We start from the raw sequence: 25826 nt of genomic DNA on the forward strand, positions 1-25826 counted from the left end.
GCTGCACTGCGATCGCCTTTATTCGGCGCTTGAGTACGGCAGACGCTCTAGGCAGCAGCGATTGCCCTGCCCTTCTGTGTCTACAGCGCATCATGACTAGATTCCGTATTAACCCCGAGCGATAAGCTCATCAAAAATGGCAGTTGCTCAAGTACTGTTTTTACCATTGACGTTCCTAGTAGAAAGGAGACCTGATTTAGTGAAGAATTGGGCGGGTTGAAAGCAGTCGGGTGGGTTGAAAGGCGCTTTAAAACTGACAAATAGCTCTTTAATGGACAGCAGATGGATATAAGCTGGAGTTTCAGTAACTTTTATCCATCCAGAAGAAGAACGAAAATTTGGGACAACTTGAAAAGCTCAACACTGGCTGCGCTCGTCCACGGTGAATTTTTCAATAATGTAAGGCGCAACACAACCAGAGAATACATCAACCAGCGCATTCCCAAACACTACGCTTCAACATTATGACTATTCACTCCCTAATCGAATCTCAGTACGCAGCACAGGCTAAATTCTTTGAACATTCATCTAGCTTTCAGCAGTTAGAATCTGGCAAAGCTCCTGTCGAGTTCTACGACCAATTCATTGCTAACTTGTGTCAAACCCATTTAAAGAGCCCGCAGATTTTGGCATTTCTCTATGCAGTTTCTCCCCCGGAAGCGGCACCGCAAATCAGGCACAACATGCTGGAAGAGCTGGGACTAGATGAAGCAGGAATCTCCCATCCAGGGTTGCTGTACCAGTTAGCAGCAGCAGCAGGGTTTGATGAAACAGCGCAGGCTGAGCTGACTCGTGCCGCCCAAGAACAGCTCCGGGTGATGTGTACCGATCCCCTGATGTTTGGCACGATAAAGGAGTTGGGGTTATCCATCCTGTTAGAAGTAACCTGTTTTGAGTGGATGTTATCTCGGCTCTCAAGCCGCATCGGTAAAGCGTTAGAAACCCATCGGCAGCTATCCCCAAATCATCTGGAATGGTTTTATCACCACTCTGAAGTGGATATTCGCCATGCTGAAGAGGGCTTACTGTCAGTCGCGCACTATGTGGACTACTACGAGATTGACCCATCAGAACTAGAGGCTATTCTCGACATCACCTTCCGCGAAAACATCTTCATCAAACGCTATTTTGGTGCGATCGCCCTAGCAACAGAAACTCAAATGATGGAGCCAATGGCATGAGAATCATTGAAGCAACGCTGTTTGCACTACGGATTCCGTTTATAGAAGCCTTTGCCCACAGCATTAAATCTCGCACCTATTCCGATTCGATCGTCGTGCGCCTCAAGGCATCAGACGGCACCGTTGGCTACGGAGAAGCCGTGGCTCGTCCTTATGTGACTGGGGAAACGGTAGAGTCTTGCCTTGAGTTTATGGCAGATACGCTATGGGCAGCCGTGCGGCAGGCAGATTACTCTACTGCTCCTCTCGATCTGGAGTCGTCATTGGATTGGTTAAAGGCGATCGCCGCCACCCTTCCTGCCGGGACTTCTGATACTGTTGTTGCCTGGAATGCCGCCCGTACCGGATTTGAACTGGCATTGGTCGATTGTTTGCTCAAGTCTCAGCAACGCTCGCTAGGAGAATTGCTTCCTCCTCAGCGTTCTCTTATCACCTACAGCGGCGTGATCACATCTAGCACGGTTGAGTCAGCCGCAAAGAACGCCAGGCGATTTAAGCAACTGGGAATTTCGCAGCTCAAAGTGAAAGTGACAGGAGAAAACGATCGCGATCGCATTGCAGCCATTCGTGAGGTAGTGGGAGATGACCTATCTCTGCGGATTGACGGCAATGGGGTTTATTCAGTTCAGTCTGCCATTGCTGCCTGTCAAACGTTGGCAGAATTCAAAATTGACAGCGCTGAACAGATGATATCGCGCGGCAATCCGGCAGATCTAGCAGCCGTGCGCTCAGCCTCTCCCATTCCTCAAATGGCAGATGAATCTTTGATTACCCTGGAGGATGCTCAAGCACTGATCGCAGCAAAAGCGTGTCAGTTCTTCAACCTGCGGATTTCCAAATGTGGAGGATTGGCACATACCATTGCGATCGCTCAACTGGCTCAAGCGTCTGGAATTCGGCTTCAGGTCGGCTGTCAGGTGGGTGAAACGGCAATTCTTTCAGCAGCAGGACGACACTTGGCGGCATGGCTACCAGAGGTGGTGTTTGCGGAAGGCTCCTATGGCACATTGTTGTTAAGTGAAGATGTCAGCCGCACCAGCATTCACTTTGGGCATCGTGGACAGGCAAAAGTGTTGACTCGACCAGGATTAGGAGTTGATGTTAAAGATGCCGTTTTAGAAAAATATGCTCACCAAACGATCAATCTAGCCACCGCATCGGTGCCCGGATTGGGCTGATGAGGGTAAACACAACACCTGCATCGGTGGCGCTGCTGCTAATCCATCCTACGAATCCTTAGAGCATTTATTCCCATGTCTATCCTACTCAGGGCTGCTGTTCAGTGGAACGGTCAATTTCTAGGGCAACGATTTGATGCAGCGGCACAGGCACCAGAAGCGGTTCAGCGATCGCTGCTTCAACAATTGCTGACTCGTCATCACACCACTGTATTTGGGCAGGCACATCATTTCGCTCAAATCCATACACCAGAGGACTATCGCCATGCGGTGCCCATACAGGACTATGAAGGATTTCGTCCCTACATCAACCGCATGATGCGAGGAGAACTCAACCTTTTGGTGAATGAACCCGTGCGGATGTTTACCCTCACCAGCGGCACAACCGGGCAACCCAAATACATTCCCGTTACCCCTTCGTCTGAGCGGGGTGGCTCCAACCTGATGCGGCAATGGCTCTACCGTACCTTGAGCGACCATCCTCAGTTTCTCAATCGTGCCAGCGCAGGGATTGTTAGTGCCGCAGTCGAAGGCTACACCGCCTGCGGAATTCCCTACGGCAGCGTCTCTGGGCGGATTTATCAACAGATTCCCTGGATCGTTCAACGCTCCTATGCCATTCCCTACCCCGTATTTGAACTAAAGGATTACGATACTCGATATCTGGCGATCGCCCGTTTTGCCCTGGCGCGGCAGCTTTCCTTCTTGACAACACCCAATCCCAGCACGCTGATGCGATTGGCGCAGGTGATGATGACTCATCGCGAAGGGTTGATTCGCGCCATTCACGATGGCACATTAGGATTTGCGGCAGAACCACCCTTACAACGGCGGCTACAAGCCCGGTTGAAGCCCCAACCGCAGCGATCGCGGCAACTAGAACAAATTGTAGAAGCCACCGATGCCCTGCATCCCAAAGACTGTTGGACTGATTTAAAACTATTGGGCTGTTGGACGGGCGGCAGTGTAGGAATCCAAGCACAACGGTTGGCAACTGAATACGGCAATGTGCCAGTTCGCGATCTGGGTTATATGGCAAGCGAAGCTCGGGTTACATTACCGCATCAAGACCATACCCCCAATGGCATTCTCGACCTAACACTCAACTACTATGAATTTATTCCAGAAGACAAGATTAATGAACCCAATCCACCTATTTACCTAAGTCATGAACTAGAGCTGGGTAAACAGTACAGCATTTTGCTAACCACTTCCGCTGGACTCTACCGCTACCATATCAATGACATTGTAGAAGTCACCGGATTTTACTATCAGGCTCCTATTCTGGCGTTTGTTCGCAAAGGAAAAGACATGAGTAACCTGACGGGAGAAAAGCTACATGTCAACCACATCCTCATGACCATGAAGCAAATGGAGCAGGAATTTGATCTGGCGGTTAAACAATACTGTTTGGTGCCTAATTTGGATGAGATGCGCTATCACCTGTATCTCGAATTGCTGGAAGAACGGAGCGATCGCTGGATACAACACACTCTCATGCCTGCTATCGAGCGCTCACTTGCTCAGGTAAACGTAGAATATGCCCAAAAGCGAGACTCTGGGCGACTACATGCCCTCTGTTTACACCTCATGCATCCAGGCTGGGCAGAAGCGTTGCAACGGCAGGCGATCGCCAATGGACAGCGGGATGTGCAATACAAATGGAAAATCCTCTCTCCTGAAGTGCCATTGGGCGATCGAGCGGACATCCTCAAAACATTTGAATCTCAGCCCAGGTAATGTGTTCTAAACCTTGAAGTATAGATTGAGATACAAACTAATGAGCCATAACTTGCAATGCCTTGACTCTACTCGTATTAGACGACGCGTGGCGCGTGGACGAAACTTACATCAAAATCAAGGGCGTGTGGAAGTACCTGTACCGAGCGGTCAATTTAGAAGGCAATACGCTGGACTTCATGCCCAGTGCAAAGCGGAATAGCAAGGCAGCAGCACGATTCCTTCGCAAAGTCCTCAAAGCTCAGCACACTCAAACTCCACGGGTAATTATCGTGGACAAGAATGGCGCTTACCCAGTGGCAATGGATACTCTCAAACAAGATGAGGTGATTGGAAAAGCGACCGAATTGAGGCAGAGCAAATATTTAAAAGCAACTGTTGAAGGAAACGTAGTGTTGGCTAGGCCGCTTTAGCTTGACGGTCGAGCCACAGATCGAAGTTCGTCGCCCCAACACGTGGCTTGTCGCTAGGGGTGAGGGAGTGATCGTTCAACTCTATGCCAAAGTAGCGGGCGTGGATGTCTGTGATTACCTTGCGTGTGTCGTTGTTTGCGATCAAGAATCGTTGGACGAGTTCATCGAGACGGAACTTTTCGGGACCAGCCACCTCGATCGTGCCGTTCAGGGGTGCCCCGACTGTGAGATCAGTCAGTAGGGTAACCACATCATCTGATGCGATCGGCTGCACTAGCGCAGGTGACAAGCGAACTGTTTGCCCGTCGGTGCTTGATTCGGCGATGCCACTCAGAAACTCGAAGAACTGCGTTGCACGCAGGATCGTATAAGGAATCTTGGAATCCTTAATCAGCTTCTCCTGGGCAACCTTTGCCCGCATGTAGCCGCTGTCGGGCAAGCCATCGGCATTGACAACCGACAGCGCTACGTGATGTCCCACACCAGCCGTCGCTTCTGCGGCAAGCAGGTTACGTCCTGATGTCTCGAAGAACTCCAAAACTGGCTTGTCCTCGAACGAAGGCGAGTTCGCCACATCAACAACAACCTGAGCGTCCACAAGCACTTCAGCCAATCCCTCACCTGTGATGGTGTTGACCCCTGATCTGGGTGATGCCGCCACAACCTCATGACCAAGCTGACGAAGGTTGTTCACAAGCTTGGTTCCGATTAGCCCGCTGCCACCAATAACTACAATCTTCATATCGAACCTCTTTTGTTTGTTGTTTTGAGTGAATCCGTTGCAGCAGAAACTTAGCCTGTCAACCGGGTTGGGGTCGTAAGACTGAATTACTACTAGAATTCGGGGAATTGTGCAGGTTGTTCAGCGGTTAGGAGCTAATGCGTTGCTCATTCCTTTCCCTTGCGCCTTTGAACCTGATGTCACTACATTAGGGAAGTTTTTTAGGTTTGTCGTTACCTACCAGTTCACTACTTTGAGGTCAACATGATGAATCTAAACCCTAGAAGAGAGGTGAACTTTTTTGCCATTAATTTTGGTTTGAATTGGCTAAATTCCTTTTCCTGCATCAGTTCTAGCCTTGTCGTGCTGGAAACAAAAAGTTCACTTTGACTCAGGTAAAATCAGGTCACTACCGTTAATGGAGTAAAAGACAATGGATTTAGAGCAAGCGCTGCAAGTTGCTAATTCCGTAGTCTTTGCCAGAGTGGGTAGACGGCTCAATGAAGTAGAAGCCGCCATTCTACTAGGAGCCTTGCAAGAGCAGACCTACGAGCAAATTGCTGAAGTGTCTGGCTACTCGCTCAGCTATATCAAGCGCAACGTCGGTCCCAAACTCTGGAACCTGCTAGAGCAAGCCTTCGGGGAGCACGTCAGTAAAACCAACTTTCGCGGGGCGTTAGAACATCAGTGGCGTCAGTCGCTGATTGGTGCGACCCAAACCCAGGCTCTAGGCGTTGAGCAATCGACTGCCCGATCGCACGCGCCAGATTGGGAGAGTCCTATTGATACGGCTACCTTCTGCGGACGCAGTGAAGAACTGATGCGCCTCAAGCAGTGGGTGTTGGAAGAACAATGCCGCCTCGTGCTGCTGCTGGGCATTGGTGGGATTGGCAAAAGTACTTTGTCTGCCAGACTGGTGCAGCAAATTCAAACCGAGTTTGAGGTGGTGGTGTGGCGATCGCTGCAAAATGCTCCACCGTTTGAAGAGTGGTTAGAGACAGTGTTGCCGATGCTATTGCAGGCACAGGGAAAAGACATCGCCGTGCCAAGTACCTTGGATGGGAAACTGCAAAAGCTGATGGAGGGGTTGCGGCAAAAGCGCTGTTTGCTGATCCTGGACAATGTTGAGACAATCCTGAGTGCTGGGCAACCGACACAGTATCGACCAAGCTATGAGGGGTATGGTCAGCTATTCAAAGAGATTGGGGGAGTCCCCCATCGGAGTTGCTTGCTGCTCACCAGTCGCGAAAAGCCTAGAGAGATTGTGCCACTAGAAGGAATGCAGCAATCAGTCAGAACATTCCTGCTCAAAGGACTGAACCCAGAAGCAGGACGAGAACTATTTCTCTATAAAGGGGCATTTGCGGGAACAGATTCAGAATGGGAGCAATTAGTAAATCATTACAGCGGCAACCCCCTGGCACTGAAGCTGCTAGCAGCCACAACCCAAGACCTTTTTAGTGGCAGCATTGCTGGGATACTGAACTATGTGCAGCAGGGGTTAGCGGTCTTTGATGATATTCGAGACTTGCTCCAGCACCAGTTTGATCGCCTATCAGAAGTTGAGCAGGAAATGCTCTTCTGGTTAGCCATTGATCGGGAACCCGTCTCGCTGTTCGAGTTGAATGAGGATCTTGCAACCAAGGCTTCCAGACGCAGATTGCCGGATGCGATGCAGTCGTTGTTGCGACGCTCGTTGATTGAAAAGGAGGGTGAACAGTTCTTTCTCCAGCCTGTGGTGCTGGAGTATGCAACCGATCAGTTCGTGCGGTGTATTTCTGGGGAAATTGCCAGCCAAACGCCAGAGCGGTTAAGAACTCATGCGCTGCTCAAAGCCCAGGCAAAAGACTATGTGCGGGAGATGCAAAAGCGGTTAATTATTGAACCAATCGCTGAACAATTGTGGCTCCAGTTTGCCAATTCACAAGCCCTTGAGCAGCAGTTAAAAACTCTGTTGGAGCAGCAACAACAAGCACCTCAGCCAGATTATATGGCTGGTAATCTTCTGAACCTGCTGGTGCATCTGCAAAGCAATTTACAAGGCTGTGACTTTTCTGAGCTAGCCGTATGGCAAGCTGACTTGCGGCAGGTCAACCTGGCAGGGGGCAATTTTCGCAACGCTGATTTAGCCACATCTGTGTTTGCAGAGACCTTATGTAGCATCATGTCAGTCAGCTTTAATCCAGATGGCAGCTTGCTGGCAACCGGCGATTTGGATGGTAAGATTTGCCTGTGGCGTGTGGTCAATGGTCAACAGGTTTTGACATTGCAAGGACATACAGGTTGGATCTGGGCAGTCACCTTCAGTCCCGACGGAAAAACGCTAGCAAGTTGCAGTCATGACTCGTTGATTCGGTTGTGGGATGTGCAAAACATCGATTTTGAGCAACACAATCCTGCAAACTTGGACCAAGCGAGTGCTTCCAACCATCTCCCAGGAGCCTGTCTCAAGACACTGCGGGGGCATCTCAGTCGGGTTTGGACGATCGCCTTCAGCCCCGATGGTCAAATGCTGGCGAGTGGCAGTGATGACCAGATTCGGCTCTGGAATGTACGCGACGGCACCTGCCTAGCAGTTTTGCAGGGTCACACGGGTGGGGTCACTTCAGTCAGCTTTAGTCCCAATGGACAGATTCTGGCGAGTGGCAGCGAAGACTCCTCGATCCGATTGTGGAGTATTGATCACGGAACCACCCTCAAAACCTTGCAAGGACACGCCCATTGGGTGAGGGCAGTTGCCTTCAGCCCGGATGGTCAAACCCTCGCTAGCAGTAGTGACGATCGCACTGTTCGGCTATGGGAGGTAAAGACGGGCACCTGTCGCCGAACACTGCAAGGGCATACGGGTTGGGTCACCTCACTCAGTTTTAGTCCTAATGGTCAAATGCTTGCTAGTAGTAGTGAGGATGCCTCAGTGCGGTTGTGGAGTGTGCAGGACGGAACGTGCTTCACACTTCTACAAGGTCACAGCAGTTGTGTTTGGGAAGTTGCCTTTAATCCAAATGGTCAAACCCTCGCGAGTGGCAGTGCAGACCGTTCAGCTCGATTGTGGGATGTCCAGGATGGCACCTGCCTCAGGACGTTTCAGGGGCAAACCAGTGGAGTCACTTCAGTCAGCTTTAGTCCAGATGGCTCTATGCTAGCCAGTGGCAGTTATGATGCCCTCGTGCGGCTATGGGATGTGCAGCAAGAAACTTGCTCCAAGAATCTGCCAGGACACACCAATTGGATTTGGACGGTGGAATTTTGTCCGAACGGTCAAATGCTTGCGAGTGGCAGCAATGATCAAACTGTGCGGCTCTGGGATGTGCGATCTAGTGCCCCCTCCAGAACCCTACAAGGACATACAGGTTGGGTTTTATCCGTTACATTTAGTCTTGATGGACACACCCTTGCGAGTGGTAGCAACGATCAAACTGTGCGGCTTTGGGATGTGCGCTCTGGCACCTGCCTCAAAACCCTACAAGGGCATACGAGTTGGGTTTGGGCAGTCGCCTTTAGCCCTGATGGTCAAACTCTTGCGAGTGGCAGCAACGATCAAACTGTGCGGCTCTGGGATGTGCGATCTGGCAGCTGTCTCAGAACCTTACAAGGGCATACAGGTTGGGTTTTGTCTGCTGCCTTCAGCCCCGATGGTCAGACTCTAGCGACTAGTAGCCAGGACGGCTCAGTTCGATTTTGGCATGTGCAAGACGGAACGTGCTTGGCAACGTTACACAACCATACCAATGGCATTCGCTCCGTTGCCTTCAGCCCCAATGGTCGCATTTTAGCCAGTGGTAGTGATGATCGAACTATCCGGCTATGGGATGTCCAAGACGGCACCTGCCAGAAAGTCCTGCAAGGGCACACCAGCCGAGTCTGTTCTGTTCAGTTTAGTCCGGTTGATGTTAGCCTGCCATCAGGTGCAGGTCCGATTTTAGTCAGTGGTAGCCAGGATGAAACCATTAAGCTGTGGAATCCGACAACAGGTGAGTGTCTCAAAACGCTAAGAGCTGATCGCCTTTATGAAGGCATGAATATTCAAGGCGTAACCGGGTTAACGGTCGCTCAAAAAGCCACCCTCAAAACGTTAGGGGCAATTGATGTACAGTGACTTTTTATTTGACATAGAGACACATCAGTGTCGTTGAAGAAGCAAAGTTAAAGTTAGTCTGCTTTTTTGCCTCAAGTCAGATTGGCAATGCTGATGGACAGATGCTAATCCACTGAGCAACATCTCCCTGTAACCCTGCAACAGAGGAAATGTTGCTCGACGACACGAATTTGTCTCAATGTCATTTAATTTGGCACTGTATAGAAGATTTTATGCGGCAACCAGCGATAATGAGGGAAGTTTTATATCAATTCATTTCCACCCCAGCATTGACTATTTATCGCTCGTGTCTATTCACACTCAATTTTTGACTCGCTCTATCCGCTTGATGGCGCTGAGCTTCGCCACTGCCACACTTGCCGCGTTGGCATGGCACATTCCAACTCAAGCCCAACCTGCTTTTTCAGATGTGCCCTCGGACTATTGGGCAGCACCGTTCATTCAAGCGCTCGTCGATCGACAGGTGATTCGCGGCTTTACAGATGGTCGCTTTCGCCCTGATGAGCCGATCACTCGCGCTCAATTTGCTGTGCTGGTCGAGCAAGCATTCGATCGCCCGACTGTCCGCAGCGCGATTCGCTTTCGCGATGTGAGCGATCGTTACTGGGCAGCAGGCGCAATCCAAAGCGCTTACACTGAGAGCTTTCTCAGCGGCTATCCGGGCAATGTCTTTCTGCCCAATCAGCCAATGCCCCGCGCTCAAGTCTTAGTGGCACTGACGAGCGGTCTGCAACTTGAACCCAGTGGAACCAATGAGAGTGTCATTGGTGGATTCCGTGACTATAGTGCCATCCCGGAATATGCCAAAGATGGCGTAGCGGCGGCGACCTTCCGCGACATGACCGTGAACTATCCCGATCTTGATTTCCTCAGTCCCAATCGCGCTTCGACCCGCGCTGAAGTTGCGGTCTCAATTTATCAAGCTCTGGTGGCGACGGGCAACGCTCCCCCGATCGCCTCTCCCTATATCTACTGATCTAGAGCTAGAAGCTTCCCATCGCAGAGCGAGTTTGATCGAGCCGTACCCCGCATCGACGGTTAGATCGGCAGGATCGATGGTTGTGCTAGCAGACGAACAGGCAATTACCCGTCACCACTGGCTCACTAGCATCTTGCTAAACAGAACCTACTCATTAGCTGGCGTTGAAGCTGTGCTAGGCAACGGTTGCGGGGTTAATGTTACCGTTGAGAAGTAGCTTCTTGCCACTGGTGAGAATAACAAAACCTGAGAATGAGATATGGCAACGACAAAGATTAGAAAGACTGCTGGAATCTGCAATGGAGCTGCTTGCATTGGTCGAACGCAAATTCCCGTATGGGAGTTGGTTGCTTTGCGATCGCAGGGATGTTCAGACGCTAACTTACTCAGCGACTACCCCCAGCTAACCCGCGATGACTTGAAAGCTGCTTTTGCCTACTACGCTCAAAATCCAGAAGAAATTGATGCGGCGATCGCAGAAGCTGAGGATTTAGAGAGCTAGTCAACAGTGCTGACAGCACTTTCTCTCACTCATGATTGTGCAGAATGATCAGGCGATCGGAGTTTTAAACATGCAAAATACAGATCGCTTGATCCAACTTCGCAGTCAGTATCTTGAATTAGCCAATCATGTTTTGCCAAACTTGGCAACTTCTCGCCATTTTCCGGTACGTGAAAATCATTGTTTTCAGCGCATTATTCTAGATAACTTATTTGGTCGCTGCTGGTATGAAGTGTTGGAACACAAGCGAGAACCGGCTTATAAGCAATTGTCTGAAGCGCAGCTAGAGGAGGCGATCGCCTTGGCTAATTGCATCATTTCTCAACCTGATTCGTACTTGCGATCCCTAAATCAGAATAGTTTGAATTGGCGGCAAAAGAGCAGGTAGAGCAGGTTACAGGATTGAAAGCTGATGTATAGCAATTCTAAATGGGTTGCTGCCAAATTCAAGTTTATCTTCGACTAAGAATAAAAATAATTGGCTTACCTGTGTCCCAGCCACGTATAAGAAGTCAAACGTTTGACTCAACTTCTATATAGGTCATGTAGATTTCCTCAAGATGTAAGCAGGAATTTTAGGCATCAGACTCATGAGATAGTGCGATGACCTTCAAAAGCACCTGTTCCAGACGCTCAACGTCACCACACCGAATGCCAACAAAAAAGGTGGGAGTTTCGGCAACCCCATTTTGCTGCCCACTTTCGATATCTGCTTCCACCCGCTCGGCATGAACATGTTCTGATAACTCCCTCAAAAATTGGGGAATATCAAGGTGCAGTTGAGCGGCATAGGTGACAATGTCGCTGTCATCAAGTGCTTGCTGATTTTCAAACAGCAGGTCGTGCATTTCCCAAAACTTGCCCTGATTAGCTGATGCTTCTGCGCTCTCGGCGGCTCTATAGGATTGTGGATGACGGTGAGGTTGTGGAAAATGGCGAAAGACAAAGCAAAACTGCTCTCCCAATTGTTGTTGTATGGTTTTGATCAGTTGATGAGATCGCCCCGACTGCGGACACTGATAGTCGCCGTATTTCATCAAAACAAACCTGGCGTTAGGCGACCCTCGAACGTGATCGCGATCGCTTAAGGGCGGAATCACCTGACTTGTTTCACCATAAGGATGGGTAGACATTAAACATATTGCTTTGGGTGGATAGCTTTAGCCTAAAGGCAATGCTTACCGCTGTCACCTAGAGTCGAGTCAGCCCGCTTCCCCTAAAAAGGATCATCCTAATTGCCATTCTCAGAGATAGTTTTATGCCTAACCAAATGGTCAGGCAGCTAGTGGAAAAGGAGTAGTTGCGTTGATTAGCACTGCTCTAAAAGTTAACTCTGGTTAGATGTCAAACACCTGCAAAAGGGTGTTTAATCCAACAGATAGATTAGGTCAATTGTCTGACAGGCAATTGCCAGCTTTGCCCAGCGTTCATTAGAGCAGGAGTACTGCTTATGTTGCTGTAAAAGGCTCCCAGTCTGCTGATCCAACGCGATCGCAACTAAATTCTCTGTTTGAAAAATTATCTCACCATGCCCATGTCTTTTCCTGATAACGCAGCCATTCTCGAAGATTCCTGGTGTATTTTGTTTGAAGGTTATGACCCTGAAGCAGAAGGCTATCGAGAAGCTCTTTGTGCATCAGGAAACGGTTATTTTGTGACTCGTGCTGCTGCACCCGATGCAACAGCAGATGACATTCACTATCCGGGCTGTTACCGGGCAGGTCTTTACAATCGTTTGGTGAGTCACGTCAATGGCGAGGACGTAGAGGACGAATCCATTGTTAACCTACCGAACTGGTTGCCGCTCACGTTTCGGATTGGTGATGGCGACTGGTTCTCCATTGATCAGGTTGAGATTCTTGCCTATCGTCAAATTCTGTATTTGCGATCGGGAATTTTGCAGCGTGATATCCAGTTTCGCGATCGCCAGGGAAGACAAACAACCCTACGTGAGCAGCGGTTTTCCAGTATGGCACAGCCCCATCTGGCTGGACTGCGCTTAGAGCTAACTGCTGAAAACTGGTCGGGTGCTTTGGCAATTCGTTCAGCGCTCGACGGACGGGTGAATAATAACAACATCGAACGCTACAAACACTACAACAAGCAGCATCTAGAGCTATTAGAGGTAAATGTTCTAAAACCGGAAGTCCTCCGGCTGGTGATGCAAACCAACCAATCTAGAATTGAGGTTTCGTTAGCCGCACGAACTCAGGTCTTTGTGAATGAGAACCGGGTTGAGTCAGAATGGATACCTGATCAAGAAAATACTTATATTCAAGAACAGACGCAGATTTCAGTGGCTCAGGGTGATGTAGTGGCGATCGAGAAAGTTGCTGCATTGTATACATCACGTGATCCGGCGATCGCCAGTTGCATAGAGGCGTCGCACAAAGCCGTTCAGGATGCACCTGGTTTTACCGATCTATTGGGGGATCACCAACACGCCTGGGAACGTCTCTGGATGCGCTGTGATATCGAATTTGAGCCAGTAGACTACCTGCGCGTAACACGGCTGCATCTGTTTCACATTCTTCAAACCATTTCACCGCACACCGCAGACCTGGATGTTGGAGTGCCATCACGGGGTTGGCATGGAGAAGACTATCGCGGACACATCTTTTGGGATGAAGCCTTTGTACTGCCCTTCCTGATCTATCGTTTTCCTAGCATTGCCCGCTCGATGTTGCTCTATCGCCATCGTCGTCTCAATGCAGCGCGAGATTTAGCTCGTCAGCATGGCTACCGGGGCGCAATGTTTCCCTGGCGCAGTGCCAGTTCTGGTGGCGAGGAAACGCCCCGCTACCAGTTCAGTTTGTTTTCTGAGAACTGGATGCCGGACCATACCTGGTTGCAGCATCACATTAGTGTGATCATTGCCCATACTGTCTGGAAGTATTACACCATTACCGATGATATTATTTTCCTATGCGATCAGGGTGCTGAGTTGTTGATAGAGATTGCTCGATTTTGGGCAAGTCTCGCAACTTATAATGAGGAGTGCGATCGCTACGAAATCCGGGGAGTGATGGGTCCAGATGAATATCACACGGCTTACCCTGACGCAAACACGCCTGGTATTGACAACAACACTTATACAAATGTGATGGTAGTGTGGACGCTATGTCGAACTCAAGAAGTTTTGGACCTGTTGCCAAACTCTCGTCGCATAGAGCTCTTTCATGCTCTATCTCTAAACCAGGATGAGATCGATCAGTGGCATACAATTAGCCAGAAGATGCACGTAGTCGCTGAAGATGACAGGTTGAGCCAGTATGAAGGGTTCGATCGCCTACAGCCATTAGATTGGCAGCAGTTTGACGAGGAGCGAGTTAACTGGGTATTAGAGGAAAAAGGCGACGACATTAACCGTTACCATGTCGCGAAACAGGCAGATGTGGCGATGCTGTTCTTTTTGTTATCCGTGCCGGAAATCCAGGCATTATTAGAACAATTGGGATATGCCTGCGATCGCACTCAAATGCAGCGCACAATCGAGTATTACTTTGAGCACACAGTTCATGAATCTAGCCTGTCGCATTTGATTTATGCAGGTGCATTCGCCAAACTAGACTGCAAAAGATCCTGGCATCTCTTTACTAAAGTTATCCATACCGACCTGGCAGGCGATAGCAGTGGTGAAGTTAAGAATGGTATTCATCTAGGAGCAATGGCAGGAACACTGTATATCCTTCAGCACCATTATCTCGGTTTGGAGATCCATAAAGGCAGCATTTACCTAAACCCGTCATTTCCAGAACAACTCACCCATCTGCGACTGAACTTACAACACCATTACAACGATCTGGAAATCGAGAAAACGGATCATCATCTGCATCTCACAGCCGCAGACTCTAATCCATCCTCAGTCACCATTGTCTACCAAGGAGAAGCAATGAACTTAGAACCAGGAGTTTCAAGATCTTTTGCCTTAGAGGAGATTTGAGTCTACCTGGTTACAGAATTTGATATCATATTCGATATTACATCAGATTACACTTCTTACACTTCACAAGGTTCATTTGTATCGGTTTCCTGATGCAAGTGATCGATCCACTCATTGATATCTGCTTGGGTCAAATTTCCTCTAGGCTTTAATCTTGCATCTTTATACTGCCATTGCTCCACGTCGGGTCTGTATTGCAAGGGGGCTAGCAATGTTCCCTGGCACAGCTTTTCAGTAAGGTCAGGTTGGCTGCTTTCCTGTCCAAGTTTCTGACCCAATTGCTGCATTACCCAGCCAGGAATGCGCGATCGCTCTCCTGGATAAATAAAACCAAACAACACCAGATGACTGAACAGTACCCGCCAGTGCTCCCCAAACCGAGCTACGAGCCGTGACCAATCCATGCGATCGCTATACGCCAAAATCAGGTGAGCAACATCTGCTCCATCAAAGCGATCGCGCGCCATGATATATGCCTTTGACCAGATCATTTCCTCTGGCGCACACACCTGCACTGGCATCCCTAACACCTCATCTGAAATCGCGTGTTCAAACCAGGCATCGGTCACGGGCAAGCAACCGTGAGCAGAGTTAGAAATGATATCCACATAATTTTCACCGTGGTATGCCTTGGCTAACCAGTGTGGCACCGCAATTTCTGTCTGATATCCTGCCTGAGCAAAGACATCTAGAATCGGTTGAACATCGGTAGAACGGGCGAAAATGTCCAAGTCCTTAGTGTGGCGGGCAATTCCTGTGTAACGCTCAAAGGCGTAAGCACCACCCACTAAAAACGGCAATTGTGCTCGATTCAAAATACCCAATGCTTCGCAGTAAAATTCGCGAGTTTGAGGATCAAGTTGTGCTTGAGAAAATGGCATAAGTTCTTTTATCAGTTAGAAGAACTGCTTCCGTGATAACTTGTTGAAGCATCCAGGAATTATCTATAGTGGGCGATCGCCTGACACGATTCCTCAACCTAAAGACCGAACTTCAGCCATCTTTACTGAATCATCAAAATGCACCCAAAAGGCTTTGGCGGAGGGTTTGGCTCCCGAATGCTGCAAGCCTGGGGAGAAGCACCGATCAAACAGTTTGTGCATGAAGCCGTAGAAGAAGCCCTCAGGCTAGAATCAGCCCTGGCAAAGCTAGACACCTCGCAGCGGGTCGCTGTACTACACTATTCCCCCATTCAGGAAACGGTGGAGGGAGAACCTTGTGATATTTTGCCGTTTCTGGGCTCTAGCCGCCTGGAGGAACCTTTAAATCGCTTTTCGGTAGCGTTTTGCCCTACACGGTCATGCTTACCACGGACAGGTCGAGGGGCGAACCAGTAGCAACATTCCGGTTTACAACGTGTTCTATGCCGCTGTTGAAGAAGCATTTTCCTGACCAGCCCCCGTTTCGTTTGCTGGAAGTTCCTACATAACTTGGGTATTGCACTTTTGACGAACGATTTTCGTAGGGGCATGACATTGCCGAGCCCCTGCGGGGATTTGTGGTTGATCCAAGTGGAAATATGCTGTAAATCCCTATTTACGATTGGAAGTCTGCCCTCAGGCACTTTATATTGAATCTGAAGGCAAATCATTTCTTCTAAAAAATTGGTCAAGCTGGAGTCAGCACCGATGCAGGAACCATTCCTTCAGGATGATTCAATGGCCCAATCGCCGCACAGTCCCCTGACTCCAGAAAATGACAGATGCAATGACCTTCAATTTGGTTTTGCCCAACCAGGGCAGCATAAGACTAACTCGCTTAGCCACAATCCTCAAAGCCACAATCCTCAAACGGAAATACGGCGCGATCGCCTCCTGGAAACCACTGCAACCGTAGCTCACCTATTGCTGACCGCAGCAAACCTGGATAGCTCCATCCAACAGTCCTTACAGTTGCTCGGTGAGACTCTGGAAAGCGATCGCGTTAACGTGGTTGAAAACTTTGCCCCGGATTCAAACTTTCTATTTCCCCACTGGCGCGTGTTGTACGAGTGGGATTCACCTGGAACTCCTTGTCAATTTTCTGATTCGACTGCGGCTCAGGGTAGTTATGAAGAGATTCCAGAGATATTTGAGCGATTGCAACAGGGGCAAACCGTTGCCTATCTGATCGAAGATTCCCCTGAACCTTTCCGCAGCAGTCAGCTTGCCGTTGGTGTAAAAGCAACTTACCTCGTACCCATTCAAGTTGAAGGACAGTGGTGGGGAGTGATTGGATTGGATGACTGTCAGAAAGTGAGACACCGCAGTTCAGCAGAACTGAGCGTGTTAGGAGTTTTGGCAAACTGTGTGGGTAGCGCCATTCAGCGGCAGCGAACCCAGCAAGCTCTGCTACAAGCAGAACTGGTGCGAGTCACAGAACTAGCCAGATCGAATGAAGCCTTGCAGCAGACCATCGATACACTCGGTTCTTTAGATAACTTTGATGACTTTATCCCTGCGGTGCTGACGATTGTAGCGCGAACATTTAATGCTGCTGATTGCGCTTACTACGAACACAAATGGGATCAAACGGTATACTTGCGCTACTGGTATAGCAGTGGCAAAATCCTCAATCCTATGGAACTGCAACTGCTTGACCCAGAGCATCATCAAGTACTCCATCAACTTGCCACTGGATTCACCGTGCCGCTAGAGCATCTGCATGGCACAACCGTTCGAGACCGCACACACGCCGTTATTATCGACCACACTTGTGCTAAAAGCGTGCCAGATTTTCATGCCTTTGCCATTTCCCAGGGCTGGGGACTGGAACTCAACCAACCTCTCCTGGTTGACGGCAAAGCAGATGGGGCACTGGTAATCTATCGGGGAATCAATCAGCCCTTTTCAGATGCAGAAATCATGCTGGCTGAGGGACTTGCGAAACAGCTTGCACTCGCGATGCAAGCCAGCCGACTTTCTGCCCAGGCTCGCAATCGCGCTGTGGAAACTGCGATCGCCCGTGAGCGGGAGAAAGCTGCTCAGCAGCAAGCAGCCGAGTTAAGTCGAGCAAATACCTTGCTACGAAACAGTTTGAGTCGTTTGTCTACCGAGCCTAACTTAAACGACGTGCTGGGGCAGTTGTTGCTCGAAGTCACTCGCTATGCAGGCGCATCGGTAGCACATGTGTTTAGCTATGATGCCACTCAAGATGCACTCACTCTGAAACTGCGGGTGCGAGATGAACAGGTGTTTTGGACACCTGCTGACGATGAACCTGTCATTTTTCGATCGCCCATTTCTGTCACCACCACACCCGTCTTTACTCACCTTTGTCAACATCCTCAACTTGCAACCCTCAACATCAGTGAGTTTTCAGGCAGACTGTGGACTGGTGTTTCAGAATGGTTTCAAGCCAAGAGACTTCGAGGAACGAGTAGCTGCGTATTGCTGGTAGGCGATCGCCCCTTTGGTTTCCTAGCGATGGCGTTCTCCCATCCCGTTGCCCTGCGCCTGGTGGATGAAGAACTGATTTTGGCACTGGCGCAGCAAATTGCCCTGGTGATGCAGCTTACCACTCTTGCGGAAGCCGCAAAAGAAACAGCCTTGTTAGAAGAACGCAACCGTTTTGCCCGCGACATTCATGACACAATTGCTCAGGCTTTAACAGGAATCATCCTGCAACTGGAAGCGACTAAAGGTATTGTGGCCACTCAACCCGAAGTTGCCCATGAACACCTGGCACGAGCCCGTGCCCTCGCCCGTGACGGCTTGGCAGAGGCCCGTCGCTCGGTTTGGGCACTGCGTCCAGAAGCGTTAGAGTCACAAGATTTGCCGACCGTCCTCCATTATTTTGCACAGCGCATGACCACAGGTACTCGGTTAAAAGCAACCGTTGAGGTGACGGGTACTCCCTTCCCGCTCTCTCCCATGATTGAGATGAACCTGTTACGCATCGGGCAAGAAGCTTTGACCAACGTTTTAAGGCACGCTCAGGCAACAGCAGTTTACCTGACGCTGCATTTCGGATCTGAAGCGGTGCAGTTAGACGTGGTAGATGATGGACAGGGCTTTGACCCAGAGCAGATTACAGTAGATCAGGGGTTTGGGCTGATTGGAATGCAAGAGCGATCGCAACGACTGGGCGGTCGTTTCAGCCTGATTAGCCACCCTGGATCGGGCACTACAATTTCAGTAACCGTACCCCCGTCGGGAGGGCAAGCAACATGACCTCTTCACCCATTCGCATTCTCGTGGCAGAAGACCATGCTGTAGTTCGGGATGGTTTAGTAGCAATTCTCAATCGAGAAGCAGATATGACGGTTGTTGCCGAGGCAGAAGACGGTCAGCAAGCGGTAGAACTCTACGATCTGCATCAGCCTGACCTGACGCTGATGGATTTGCGAATGCCCAATCTAGATGGTGTGGAGGCGATCGGCCAAATTCGAGCGACTGCCCCTCAGGCAAAAATCATTGTGCTGACCACCTACGACACCGATGAGGATATCTATCGGGGGCTGCAAGCTGGAGCGCGAGGCTATTTGCTCAAGGACACCACTTCTGAGAAACTGTTGCAGTCCATTCATACGGTGCATCAAGGACAGCGATATGTGCCGTCTAACATTGCCCTGAAACTGAGCGATCGCCTCGGCGCAACCGCGCTCACCCAGCGAGAACAGCAGGTGATTCAGCTATTGGTGAATGGCAAAGGCAATGCTGATATTATGTCTGCCCTGAACATTTCTGAAGGCACCGTCAAGTTCCACATCAACAATATTTTGAACAAGTTGAATGTGAGCGATCGTACCCAGGCCGTCATTGTTGCGCTTAAACGGGGACTGGCTCGACTCAACCCCTGACGACGTTTGGCAAATGACCTGATCGTTTGATCAGGAATAAAGCTTTTCTCTAGTACAGGAATTTTGATGCTCCTTTAGATAGGGAATGGGCTAACTTGGCTCTAGGTGACAGCAGTGGGCATTGCCTTTAGGCTGAAGCTGTTTGCTAGTAATACCGATTTAAACAAGATTTCGCGACACACCAATTTCTGTAGGGGCGCACTGCGGTGCGCCCCTACCTACATCTGCAACCTATTCAAATCAAATTGGCATCCAGAACGATAGAGAAGCTTCATGGTGCAAATCATCAGTAAAAAGACGATGAATAACAACTTACAGCAGCCCCCTATCCTGATCGACCGCCCCCTCCCCACTAGTGGTGATCTACCGATTAATTCCCTTTCAGCCAAAGGACTATCACCCCGCAAGTTGAGAGCAGCCCTTGAGTATATCCATCTGCATATGAATGAAGGGCTCTCTTTAGAGGCGATTGCTGCTCACGTTAATATGAGTCAATTTCATTTTTGTCGTCTATTTAAGCAATCAATCGGGGTATCGCCCTATCACTACTTGCTGCAACAGCGGGTAGAACGCGCCAAACAACTATTATTGCAAAACCAACTCAGCATTGCTGACATTGCGCTGGAAGTTGGCTTTTCTAATCAAAGTCACTTGTGTTTTCATTTCAAACGCTCAGTGGGCACTAGTCCTAAACAATTTGCTCAGCGATCGTAGCCAAGCATCGGTTCCTCATAATACGCCTTGGACCCTCCGCCGAGGGGCGTGAATTTTGTTGAAACAAGTAACAAGTAATCCCTGAAGACACACATTCTGCTCATAGTGTTACAAACTTGGAGAAGGACGTGAATGTAGTCAAGAGTTATGAGCGCAGAGCATGGGTCAAAAAGACAACCGCAGGAGCGATCGCCTGATCTGAGTCTTAATCCCAAAGACTGGTCATGGAACTTTTGGCCCGCTGTACCCCTGTACCCCTACAGCAAGCGACGCACCCTTCGACGGGAAGTGGTAGCAGACACCATTTGGACGTTTGATCAGCTTCAGGGCATCCTTTACACGATTGTGCCAATCCGGATGACCGTCGTAAAGCTGGAAGCAGGTGGACTGCTCGTCTACGCCCCGGTTGCACCGACCAATGAGTGTATTGAGTTAGTTAAAGAGCTAGTGGCAGTTCATGGAGAGGTTCAGTACATCATTCTGCCGACTTCTTCAGGGTTGGAGCACAAGGTTTTTGTAGGTCCGTTTGCCAGACGCTTTCCGCAAGCGCAGGTGTTTGTTGCACCGAATCAATGGAGTTTTCCGCTCAACCTGCCGCTCAGTTGGCTTGGCTTTCCCAAAGGTCGAACTCATGTGCTGCCAGAGGACAGCAGCAAAGCGCCTTTTGCCGATGAGTTTGACTACGCAGTGCTGGATTTTAACTTGGGGCGAGGCTCCTTTGCAGAGGTGGCAGTCTTGCATCGGCGATCGCACACGCTGCTCGTGACGGATTCCGTGCTTTCTGTGCCAGAGGAACCACCTGCGATCGCCCAACTCGACCCATACCCCTTGCTGTTTCACGCCAGAGAGAGTGCCCTTGAACAACCAGAAAACACCGAAGCCAACCGCCGTAAAGGGTGGCAACGGATTGCACTATTTGCTCTTTACTTTCGTCCAGGTGCACTAGAGACCGTTGGATTGGGGCAGACACTAAGCGATGCATTTAAAGCACCTGAGCGCTCCAAAAAATCATACTTTGGGCTATTCCCATTTCGCTGGAAAGATACCTGGAAGCAGTCATTTCGGGCTTTACGGAGTGATGGAAGACCCTTTGTTGCCCCTATTTTGCAAACACTCATTCTGATTCAGGCACCCAAACAAGTTCTTGAGTGGGCAGATCAGGTTGCAGCATGGGATTTTCGCCAAATTATCTCCTGTCACTTTGACGCACCCTTTAAAGCCAGCCCACAACAGTTTCGACAGGCTTTTAGCTTCTTGGAGAAAGAGGCTTCTACGAATGCAGATTTGTTGATTAGTAGAAATCAGCACTTACCCGAAACAGATTTTGAATTCATCAGGAATCTGGAAGCCAATCTAGTCAGGCGTGGTATTGCTACCCCACCTAAGGAGAAGGTGTAATAGGAGTGTTATCTACGCAGGCAGCCTGATTCTGATTGAGCAGCCTGGGATGTATTTATTAAGCAGTCAAGTATTGCGATGTACGAGAAACACCTTGAACAGAGCACACTGCTCCGTACTTTGGAGGGTTGTGATTACCAGCAATGTCTCTCTTTAGAGCAATAAAACTTAACAATGTCTTATTTATCTTGGTGATAGACATACCTTCCAGGTTTGGGAATTATCCCACGCCTGTAGGTAGTGTCACTCACTTTAAAGAATTGGATTAATCATCAAGGAAATCTGATATGTCTCACTTTAGTACATTACGGAGCAAACTAACGGATGCTGAAATCCTAAAAGCATCATTACAGGATTTAGGGATGGAGGTGAAAACAAATACTGAGGTACGAGGACTATGCAATCAAACCGTTCAAGCTGACATTGTTGCCGTGCTGGATGGGGACTGTGATCTAGGCTGGTTGCGTCACTCAGATGGTTCACTTGCTATAATCGCTGACCTTTGGGGTGTCGCGAAGAAGCACGATCTGACAAAACTGATGGATGTGGTGAATCAAAAATACGCAATCAATAAGACGTTGGCAGAAGTGAAACGTCCTGGCTTACAACATGCAAATGTCAAACTCTCACTGCAAAATCATCTAACTGCATAAGTCCTACAGATATGAATGATATGAATGCTACAAAGTCACAAAAGCAGGAATCCGCTGATCCAACCAAGCGTGATGTGATTACTCCTGAAAAATTGCCGAATCCAATCTTTCGTTTTGCTGTAACGCTAGCGGTTCTGCTTCCCATCTTATTTATTGCTGTCATTTACTATAGCAGCATCAGTTAACCTGCTTGATTTGGTTACTTCTTTGTATCTCACGGAGGGAGTGCTCTGGGCGATCGCCCAGAGCACTCCCTCCGTGAGATAAGGTATTACCAACCGATTGCAAGACCATCTGCACGAGGTTCTGAGGCAGACATCAACACATCATCATGACGCAAGATCATTTGTCCTCTGCCGAAGTATGAGGACTCTGTAGTGGTACCGATTTTGTGTCCCTTATTTTGCAGTCCTGCCACCACATCTTCAGGCGTTTGTGGCTCTAACAACACCTTGTTGTCTTCCATAAATCGCCAGCGAGGGGCATCCAGAGCAGCCTGCGGATTCATTACATAATCAGCTAGGTTGACCACCACTTGAAGATGTCCCTGTGGCTGCATTGCCCCACCCATCACTCCAAACGGGCCTAAAGGCTTTCCATTTCTTGTGAGAAAACCCGGAATGATAGTGTGAAAGGGGCGTTTCCCAGGTTGGAAGCAGTTGGGATGATCAGGCCGCAAAACAAATCCAGTTCCCCGATTTTGCAGTGCGATACCCGTATCGGGCACTAAGATACCGCTGCCAAAACCTGCGTAGTTTGATTGAATGAAAGACACCATCAGTTCCCCATCTGCCGCAGCCAGATAAACGGTTCCTCCTTTGGGTAAACCTGGCTGAGCAAGCGGCAAAGCATTCGTTCCAATCAGCTTGCTGCGCTCTTGAGCATAGGACTTATCCAAAAGCCACTCGTAGGGAAACTCCATGTGTCGCGGGTCAGCAATATAGCGATAGGCATCTGCAACCGCCAGTTTCATCGATTCGATCGCCAAATGATAGCTCTCAACCGAGTCACGTGGATGATTAGCAAGGTCAAAATTCTCTAGAATGTTGAGTGCTAAAAGTGTGGTTAACCCTTGACCATTCGGTGGAATTTCCCACACGGTTAAGTCACGATAGGTTGTAGAAATCGGGTCTACCCAGTCTGGTTGATGAGCAGCCAAATCAGCTTGCGTTAGAAACCCTCCGGTCGCTGCTGCAAAAGCCGCCATTTTTTCTGCTAGCTCTCCTCGATAAAAGCTCTCCCCCCCGCTGCTGGCGATCGCCTCCAAAGTTTTGCGATGTAAGGGACTGCGCCATATCTCACCCGGTCGAGGTGCTCTCCCCTCCGGGAAAAAGACAGCCTTAAAAGGTTCAAATTCAGCAGCGGTTTGAGGCAAATAAACCTGCTCAGCTTGCTTCCAGGCTTGGGCGGTCACAGGTGAAACCGGAAACCCTTCTGCACATCGAATAGCAGGCTCAAACAAACGTTCAAAGGGAAGTTTGCCATATCTTTCCCAGAGGGTTCTCCAGGCTGAGACTGCCCCTGGCACGGTGACGGGTAGCCAACCTAGCTCAGGTACACTTCTCATCCCATCAAATTCTTTAAGGCTGAGGGCGGCGGGGCTGTATCCAGAAGCATTCAACCCTTGCAGCTTACCGTCCCAAACTAAAGCAAACGCATCAGAGCCAATGCCGTTGGAGGTTGGTTCAACAACGGTGAGGGCGATCGCAGTGGCGATCGCAGCATCGACAGCATTTCCCCCAGCAACCAGCATCTCCATTCCAGCCATTGCCGCTAGCGGTTGGGAAGTCGCCACCGCGCCGTGTTGAGATAAAACAACTCGACGAGTTGAGGGATAAGGGTACTGAGTCAGGTCTACAGGATTCACAAGCTGTCCATTAAAGCAACATTCATACTGTAAACCTCCTACATCGATCACTTTTTGAGGTGTAATACCGTCTCTCTAAAAAGAGGTTACAGATGGAAGGGCACCCCGCGGAGCGGGGTGCCCTTCCATCTGTAACCCCAATTTTTGGAATTGTGTGAGTGGTAGCACGGCTCCGCCACGTACCACTCACGCAGGAAGTCCTGTGTACTACCCTGTACCCCGATAATCTGTACCTGGAAAATCGGAACTCTTTCTGGTATGGGGACAAGCGCATAATCTGAGAAAATATTTAGGCTCCGCCTCTAATCGAGTTGGGCGATCGCCGTTTACAAAGGTTGATGAAGGGAAAACACCATTCCCGCGATCGCTTCACTGCTTGCACCCATGCTGCTTGAAGTCATCTCTTCAGACTTCTGGAGTCGGGCAGCCCTCATTGACGAGGAAATGGTTCTCGTCATAGTTGAGCCACCCAACTCGGTTAACCAGTCGATTCAGCCGATCAAAATCAATCCCGTCACGTTGGAGAAACCCGCCATGAAACGCCGCACGTTGAACCAGATTGCCCTTGGAACCATCAGTGCAGCAGGACTTGCCGCCTGTCAGCAGTCTAATTCTGCCACTGGAACATCCAATGCCAGCAGTACCACCGATTTACCGACGATCGAGTGGGAAATGGCGACGAGCTGGCCCGTTGCTCTGGATACAATTTTTGGGGGCGCTCAAGTGTTTAGCGATCGCCTCGCTAGCCTGACTGGCGATCGGTTTAAGATCACTCCCCGAGCTGCGGGTGAACTGGCTCCTCCACTTGAAGTGCTGAATGTTGTGTCTCAAGGTGCGGTTCCCTGTGGGCACTCGGCTTCATACTATTACCTTGGCAAAAGTCCGGCTCTCGCCTTTGGCACAACAGTTCCCTTTGGGCTGACGGCGCAACAGCAAAACGCGTGGCTCTATGAAGGCGGAGGGCTGCAAAAACTGCAAGAACTCTATGCCAGCAAGTTTAATGTGATTCAGTTTCCCGCTGGTAATACGGGCACCCAAATGGGCGGATGGTTTCGCAAAGAGATTAAGTCCGTGAATGACCTGAGAGGCTTGAAAATGCGTATTCCTGGACTGGGTGGGCAGGTAATGGCAAAACTAGGCGTGACCGTGCAGAATTTACCCGGTGGGGAAATCTTCCAGGCACTTCAAACGGGGGCGATCGATGCCGCAGAATGGGTGGGCCCTTATGATGATGAAAAACTTGGATTGAATGAAGTTGCTCAATACTACTATCATCCCGGCTGGTGGGAACCGAGCGCAACTTTAGAGGTACAAATCAACCTCAACGAATGGAACAACCTTCCCCCCCAATATCAGTCCGCCGTGCAAACAGCCGCTTATGAAGCGAATGTAACCATGCTCTCACGCTATGAAACCCGTAACAATGAAGCGTTGCAGCGGCTAGTAGATAAGGGCGTTCAGTTACGGTCTTACAGTGATGAAATTATGGAGGCTGCACAACAAGCTGCCCTGGAACTCTATGACGAATTTGCTGCCCAAGATGCTGATTTTCAGTCTGTGTACTCGGAATGGAGAGAATTTCGCGATCGCGTTTATGCCTGGGACAATCTGAATGAATCCAGCTTTACCCGTTTCACCTACAGCAAGTTAAACGGATAGCA

22 protein-coding genes are annotated in these 25826 nt (G+C 49.6%); 18 read left to right on the plus strand and 4 right to left on the minus strand.

Translation table 11 applies throughout. The features are described from left to right. The first annotated feature begins 464 nt into the window (after positions 1–464). The 4 genes from H6F93_RS21510 (at position 465) to H6F93_RS21525 (ending at position 4512) form a co-directional block, all read left to right on the plus strand. Entirely contained in the window at positions 465–1181 is a 717-nt protein-coding gene (locus H6F93_RS21510; protein WP_190685132.1) for an iron-containing redox enzyme family protein, read from the plus strand. After that, positions 1178–2359: a mandelate racemase/muconate lactonizing enzyme family protein gene (locus H6F93_RS21515; RefSeq protein WP_190685135.1), complete on the plus strand. Its 1182-nt coding sequence runs from the start codon at positions 1178–1180 to the stop codon at positions 2357–2359. The genes H6F93_RS21510 and H6F93_RS21515 overlap by 4 nt, the downstream gene beginning before the upstream one ends. A gap of 75 nt (positions 2360–2434) precedes the next feature. Continuing rightward, positions 2435–4099 carry a GH3 auxin-responsive promoter family protein gene (locus tag H6F93_RS21520; RefSeq protein WP_190685138.1) on the plus strand — a complete coding sequence of 555 codons (1665 nt, stop codon included), beginning with the start codon at positions 2435–2437 and terminating at the stop codon, positions 4097–4099. Between the two features lie 62 nt (positions 4100–4161). After that, on the plus strand, positions 4162–4512 hold the full coding sequence (locus H6F93_RS21525; RefSeq protein WP_190685141.1) for a DDE-type integrase/transposase/recombinase: 351 nt from the start codon (positions 4162–4164) through the stop codon (positions 4510–4512). On the opposite strand, the gene H6F93_RS21530 is transcribed toward H6F93_RS21525, so the two are convergent. Next, a complete protein-coding gene (locus tag H6F93_RS21530) occupies positions 4499–5254 on the minus strand; it encodes an SDR family oxidoreductase (protein ID WP_190685144.1) in 756 nt (251 codons plus the stop codon). The two genes, H6F93_RS21525 and H6F93_RS21530, sit on opposite strands and share 14 nt — an antisense overlap. 412 nt (positions 5255–5666) lie before the next feature. Here H6F93_RS21530 and H6F93_RS21535 point away from each other — a divergent pair, with 412 nt between their 5' ends. The 5 genes from H6F93_RS21535 to H6F93_RS21555 all read left to right on the plus strand — a co-directional run bounded on the left by H6F93_RS21535 (position 5667) and on the right by H6F93_RS21555 (position 11198). Continuing rightward, on the plus strand, positions 5667–9329 hold the full coding sequence (locus H6F93_RS21535) for a WD40 domain-containing protein (RefSeq protein WP_190685147.1): 3663 nt from the start codon (positions 5667–5669) through the stop codon (positions 9327–9329). A gap of 286 nt (positions 9330–9615) precedes the next feature. Further along, positions 9616–10305, plus strand: a complete 690-nt coding sequence (locus H6F93_RS21540) for an S-layer homology domain-containing protein (protein ID WP_190643753.1) — start codon at positions 9616–9618, stop codon at positions 10303–10305. 79 nt (positions 10306–10384) lie between these two features. Then, a complete protein-coding gene (locus H6F93_RS21545) occupies positions 10385–10525 on the plus strand; it encodes a hypothetical protein (protein WP_190643754.1) in 141 nt (46 codons plus the stop codon). 42 nt (positions 10526–10567) lie between these two features. Continuing rightward, positions 10568–10810, plus strand: coding sequence for a DUF433 domain-containing protein (locus H6F93_RS21550; RefSeq protein WP_190643755.1), 243 nt, complete (start codon positions 10568–10570; stop codon positions 10808–10810). A gap of 31 nt (positions 10811–10841) precedes the next feature. Beyond that, the gene (locus tag H6F93_RS21555; protein WP_242043554.1) at positions 10842–11198 is read left to right on the plus strand and encodes a hypothetical protein; all 357 of its coding nucleotides are present in this window, start codon (positions 10842–10844) and stop codon (positions 11196–11198) included. A gap of 187 nt (positions 11199–11385) precedes the next feature. On the opposite strand, the gene H6F93_RS21560 is transcribed toward H6F93_RS21555, so the two are convergent. Continuing rightward, on the minus strand, positions 11386–11943 hold the full coding sequence (locus tag H6F93_RS21560; protein WP_190685151.1) for a DsbA family protein: 558 nt from the start codon (positions 11941–11943) through the stop codon (positions 11386–11388). Between the two features lie 401 nt (positions 11944–12344). On the opposite strand from H6F93_RS21560, the gene H6F93_RS21565 reads away from it, so the two are divergent. After that, the gene (locus tag H6F93_RS21565) at positions 12345–14753 is read left to right on the plus strand and encodes a glycoside hydrolase family 65 protein (protein WP_190685155.1); all 2409 of its coding nucleotides are present in this window, start codon (positions 12345–12347) and stop codon (positions 14751–14753) included. 56 nt (positions 14754–14809) lie between these two features. Here the strand turns inward: H6F93_RS21565 and H6F93_RS21570 are convergent, their stop codons facing one another. After that, positions 14810–15634, minus strand: a complete 825-nt coding sequence (locus tag H6F93_RS21570; RefSeq protein WP_190685158.1) for a nucleotidyltransferase — start codon at positions 15632–15634, stop codon at positions 14810–14812. A gap of 138 nt (positions 15635–15772) precedes the next feature. Between H6F93_RS21570 and H6F93_RS21575 the strand changes: the two genes are divergently transcribed. From H6F93_RS21575 to H6F93_RS21605, 7 genes are all read left to right on the plus strand, one after another. After that, entirely contained in the window at positions 15773–16090 is a 318-nt protein-coding gene (locus H6F93_RS21575; protein WP_190685161.1) for a hypothetical protein, read from the plus strand. A 291-nt stretch (positions 16091–16381) separates the two neighbouring features. Continuing rightward, positions 16382–18904 carry a GAF domain-containing sensor histidine kinase gene (locus H6F93_RS21580; protein ID WP_190685164.1) on the plus strand — a complete coding sequence of 841 codons (2523 nt, stop codon included), beginning with the start codon at positions 16382–16384 and terminating at the stop codon, positions 18902–18904. Next, positions 18901–19533: a response regulator transcription factor gene (locus H6F93_RS21585; protein ID WP_190685167.1), complete on the plus strand. Its 633-nt coding sequence runs from the start codon at positions 18901–18903 to the stop codon at positions 19531–19533. Before H6F93_RS21580 ends, H6F93_RS21585 begins: the two co-directional genes overlap by 4 nt. A gap of 300 nt (positions 19534–19833) precedes the next feature. Beyond that, entirely contained in the window at positions 19834–20247 is a 414-nt protein-coding gene (locus tag H6F93_RS21590) for a helix-turn-helix domain-containing protein (protein ID WP_190685170.1), read from the plus strand. Positions 20248–20394: 147 nt separating this feature from the next. Then, positions 20395–21645 carry a DUF4336 domain-containing protein gene (locus tag H6F93_RS21595; protein ID WP_190685174.1) on the plus strand — a complete coding sequence of 417 codons (1251 nt, stop codon included), beginning with the start codon at positions 20395–20397 and terminating at the stop codon, positions 21643–21645. A gap of 287 nt (positions 21646–21932) precedes the next feature. After that, positions 21933–22298, plus strand: a complete 366-nt coding sequence (locus H6F93_RS21600; RefSeq protein ID WP_190643765.1) for a DUF1257 domain-containing protein — start codon at positions 21933–21935, stop codon at positions 22296–22298. 11 nt (positions 22299–22309) lie between these two features. Then, complete coding sequence (locus H6F93_RS21605) at positions 22310–22483, plus strand: hypothetical protein (protein WP_190797202.1); 174 nt, start codon at positions 22310–22312, stop codon at positions 22481–22483. An 86-nt stretch (positions 22484–22569) separates the two neighbouring features. On the opposite strand, the gene H6F93_RS21610 is transcribed toward H6F93_RS21605, so the two are convergent. Next, on the minus strand, positions 22570–24165 hold the full coding sequence (locus H6F93_RS21610; protein WP_347277344.1) for a gamma-glutamyltransferase family protein: 1596 nt from the start codon (positions 24163–24165) through the stop codon (positions 22570–22572). A 384-nt stretch (positions 24166–24549) separates the two neighbouring features. Here H6F93_RS21610 and H6F93_RS21615 point away from each other — a divergent pair, with 384 nt between their 5' ends. Next, positions 24550–25824, plus strand: coding sequence for a TRAP transporter substrate-binding protein (locus H6F93_RS21615; protein WP_242043555.1), 1275 nt, complete (start codon positions 24550–24552; stop codon positions 25822–25824). The last annotated feature ends 2 nt before the right edge of the window (positions 25825–25826 follow it).

The organism is Leptolyngbya sp. FACHB-671, assembly GCF_014695745.1.
GTDB lineage: Bacteria > Cyanobacteriota > Cyanobacteriia > Elainellales > Elainellaceae > JAAUTN01.

What these genes read in the sequence shown, in the direction of transcription:
- H6F93_RS21510 (WP_190685132.1), top strand. Translation starts at nt 465, where the DNA reads ATGACTATTCACTCCCTAATCGAATCTCAGTACGCAGCACAGGCTAAA.
- H6F93_RS21515 (WP_190685135.1), top strand. Translation starts at nt 1,178, where the DNA reads ATGAGAATCATTGAAGCAACGCTGTTTGCACTACGGATTCCGTTTATA.
- H6F93_RS21520 (WP_190685138.1), top strand. Translation starts at nt 2,435, where the DNA reads ATGTCTATCCTACTCAGGGCTGCTGTTCAGTGGAACGGTCAATTTCTA.
- H6F93_RS21530 (WP_190685144.1), bottom strand. Translation starts at nt 5,254, where the DNA reads ATGAAGATTGTAGTTATTGGTGGCAGCGGGCTAATCGGAACCAAGCTT.
- H6F93_RS21535 (WP_190685147.1), top strand. Translation starts at nt 5,667, where the DNA reads ATGGATTTAGAGCAAGCGCTGCAAGTTGCTAATTCCGTAGTCTTTGCC.
- H6F93_RS21545 (WP_190643754.1), top strand. Translation starts at nt 10,385, where the DNA reads ATGGTTGTGCTAGCAGACGAACAGGCAATTACCCGTCACCACTGGCTC.
- H6F93_RS21550 (WP_190643755.1), top strand. Translation starts at nt 10,568, where the DNA reads ATGGCAACGACAAAGATTAGAAAGACTGCTGGAATCTGCAATGGAGCT.
- H6F93_RS21555 (WP_242043554.1), top strand. Translation starts at nt 10,842, where the DNA reads ATGATTGTGCAGAATGATCAGGCGATCGGAGTTTTAAACATGCAAAAT.
- H6F93_RS21560 (WP_190685151.1), bottom strand. Translation starts at nt 11,943, where the DNA reads ATGTCTACCCATCCTTATGGTGAAACAAGTCAGGTGATTCCGCCCTTA.
- H6F93_RS21565 (WP_190685155.1), top strand. Translation starts at nt 12,345, where the DNA reads ATGTCTTTTCCTGATAACGCAGCCATTCTCGAAGATTCCTGGTGTATT.
- H6F93_RS21570 (WP_190685158.1), bottom strand. Translation starts at nt 15,634, where the DNA reads ATGCCATTTTCTCAAGCACAACTTGATCCTCAAACTCGCGAATTTTAC.
- H6F93_RS21575 (WP_190685161.1), top strand. Translation starts at nt 15,773, where the DNA reads ATGCACCCAAAAGGCTTTGGCGGAGGGTTTGGCTCCCGAATGCTGCAA.
- H6F93_RS21580 (WP_190685164.1), top strand. Translation starts at nt 16,382, where the DNA reads ATGCAGGAACCATTCCTTCAGGATGATTCAATGGCCCAATCGCCGCAC.
- H6F93_RS21585 (WP_190685167.1), top strand. Translation starts at nt 18,901, where the DNA reads ATGACCTCTTCACCCATTCGCATTCTCGTGGCAGAAGACCATGCTGTA.
- H6F93_RS21590 (WP_190685170.1), top strand. Translation starts at nt 19,834, where the DNA reads ATGAATAACAACTTACAGCAGCCCCCTATCCTGATCGACCGCCCCCTC.
- H6F93_RS21595 (WP_190685174.1), top strand. Translation starts at nt 20,395, where the DNA reads ATGAGCGCAGAGCATGGGTCAAAAAGACAACCGCAGGAGCGATCGCCT.
- H6F93_RS21600 (WP_190643765.1), top strand. Translation starts at nt 21,933, where the DNA reads ATGTCTCACTTTAGTACATTACGGAGCAAACTAACGGATGCTGAAATC.
- H6F93_RS21605 (WP_190797202.1), top strand. Translation starts at nt 22,310, where the DNA reads ATGAATGATATGAATGCTACAAAGTCACAAAAGCAGGAATCCGCTGAT.
- H6F93_RS21615 (WP_242043555.1), top strand. Translation starts at nt 24,550, where the DNA reads ATGCTGCTTGAAGTCATCTCTTCAGACTTCTGGAGTCGGGCAGCCCTC.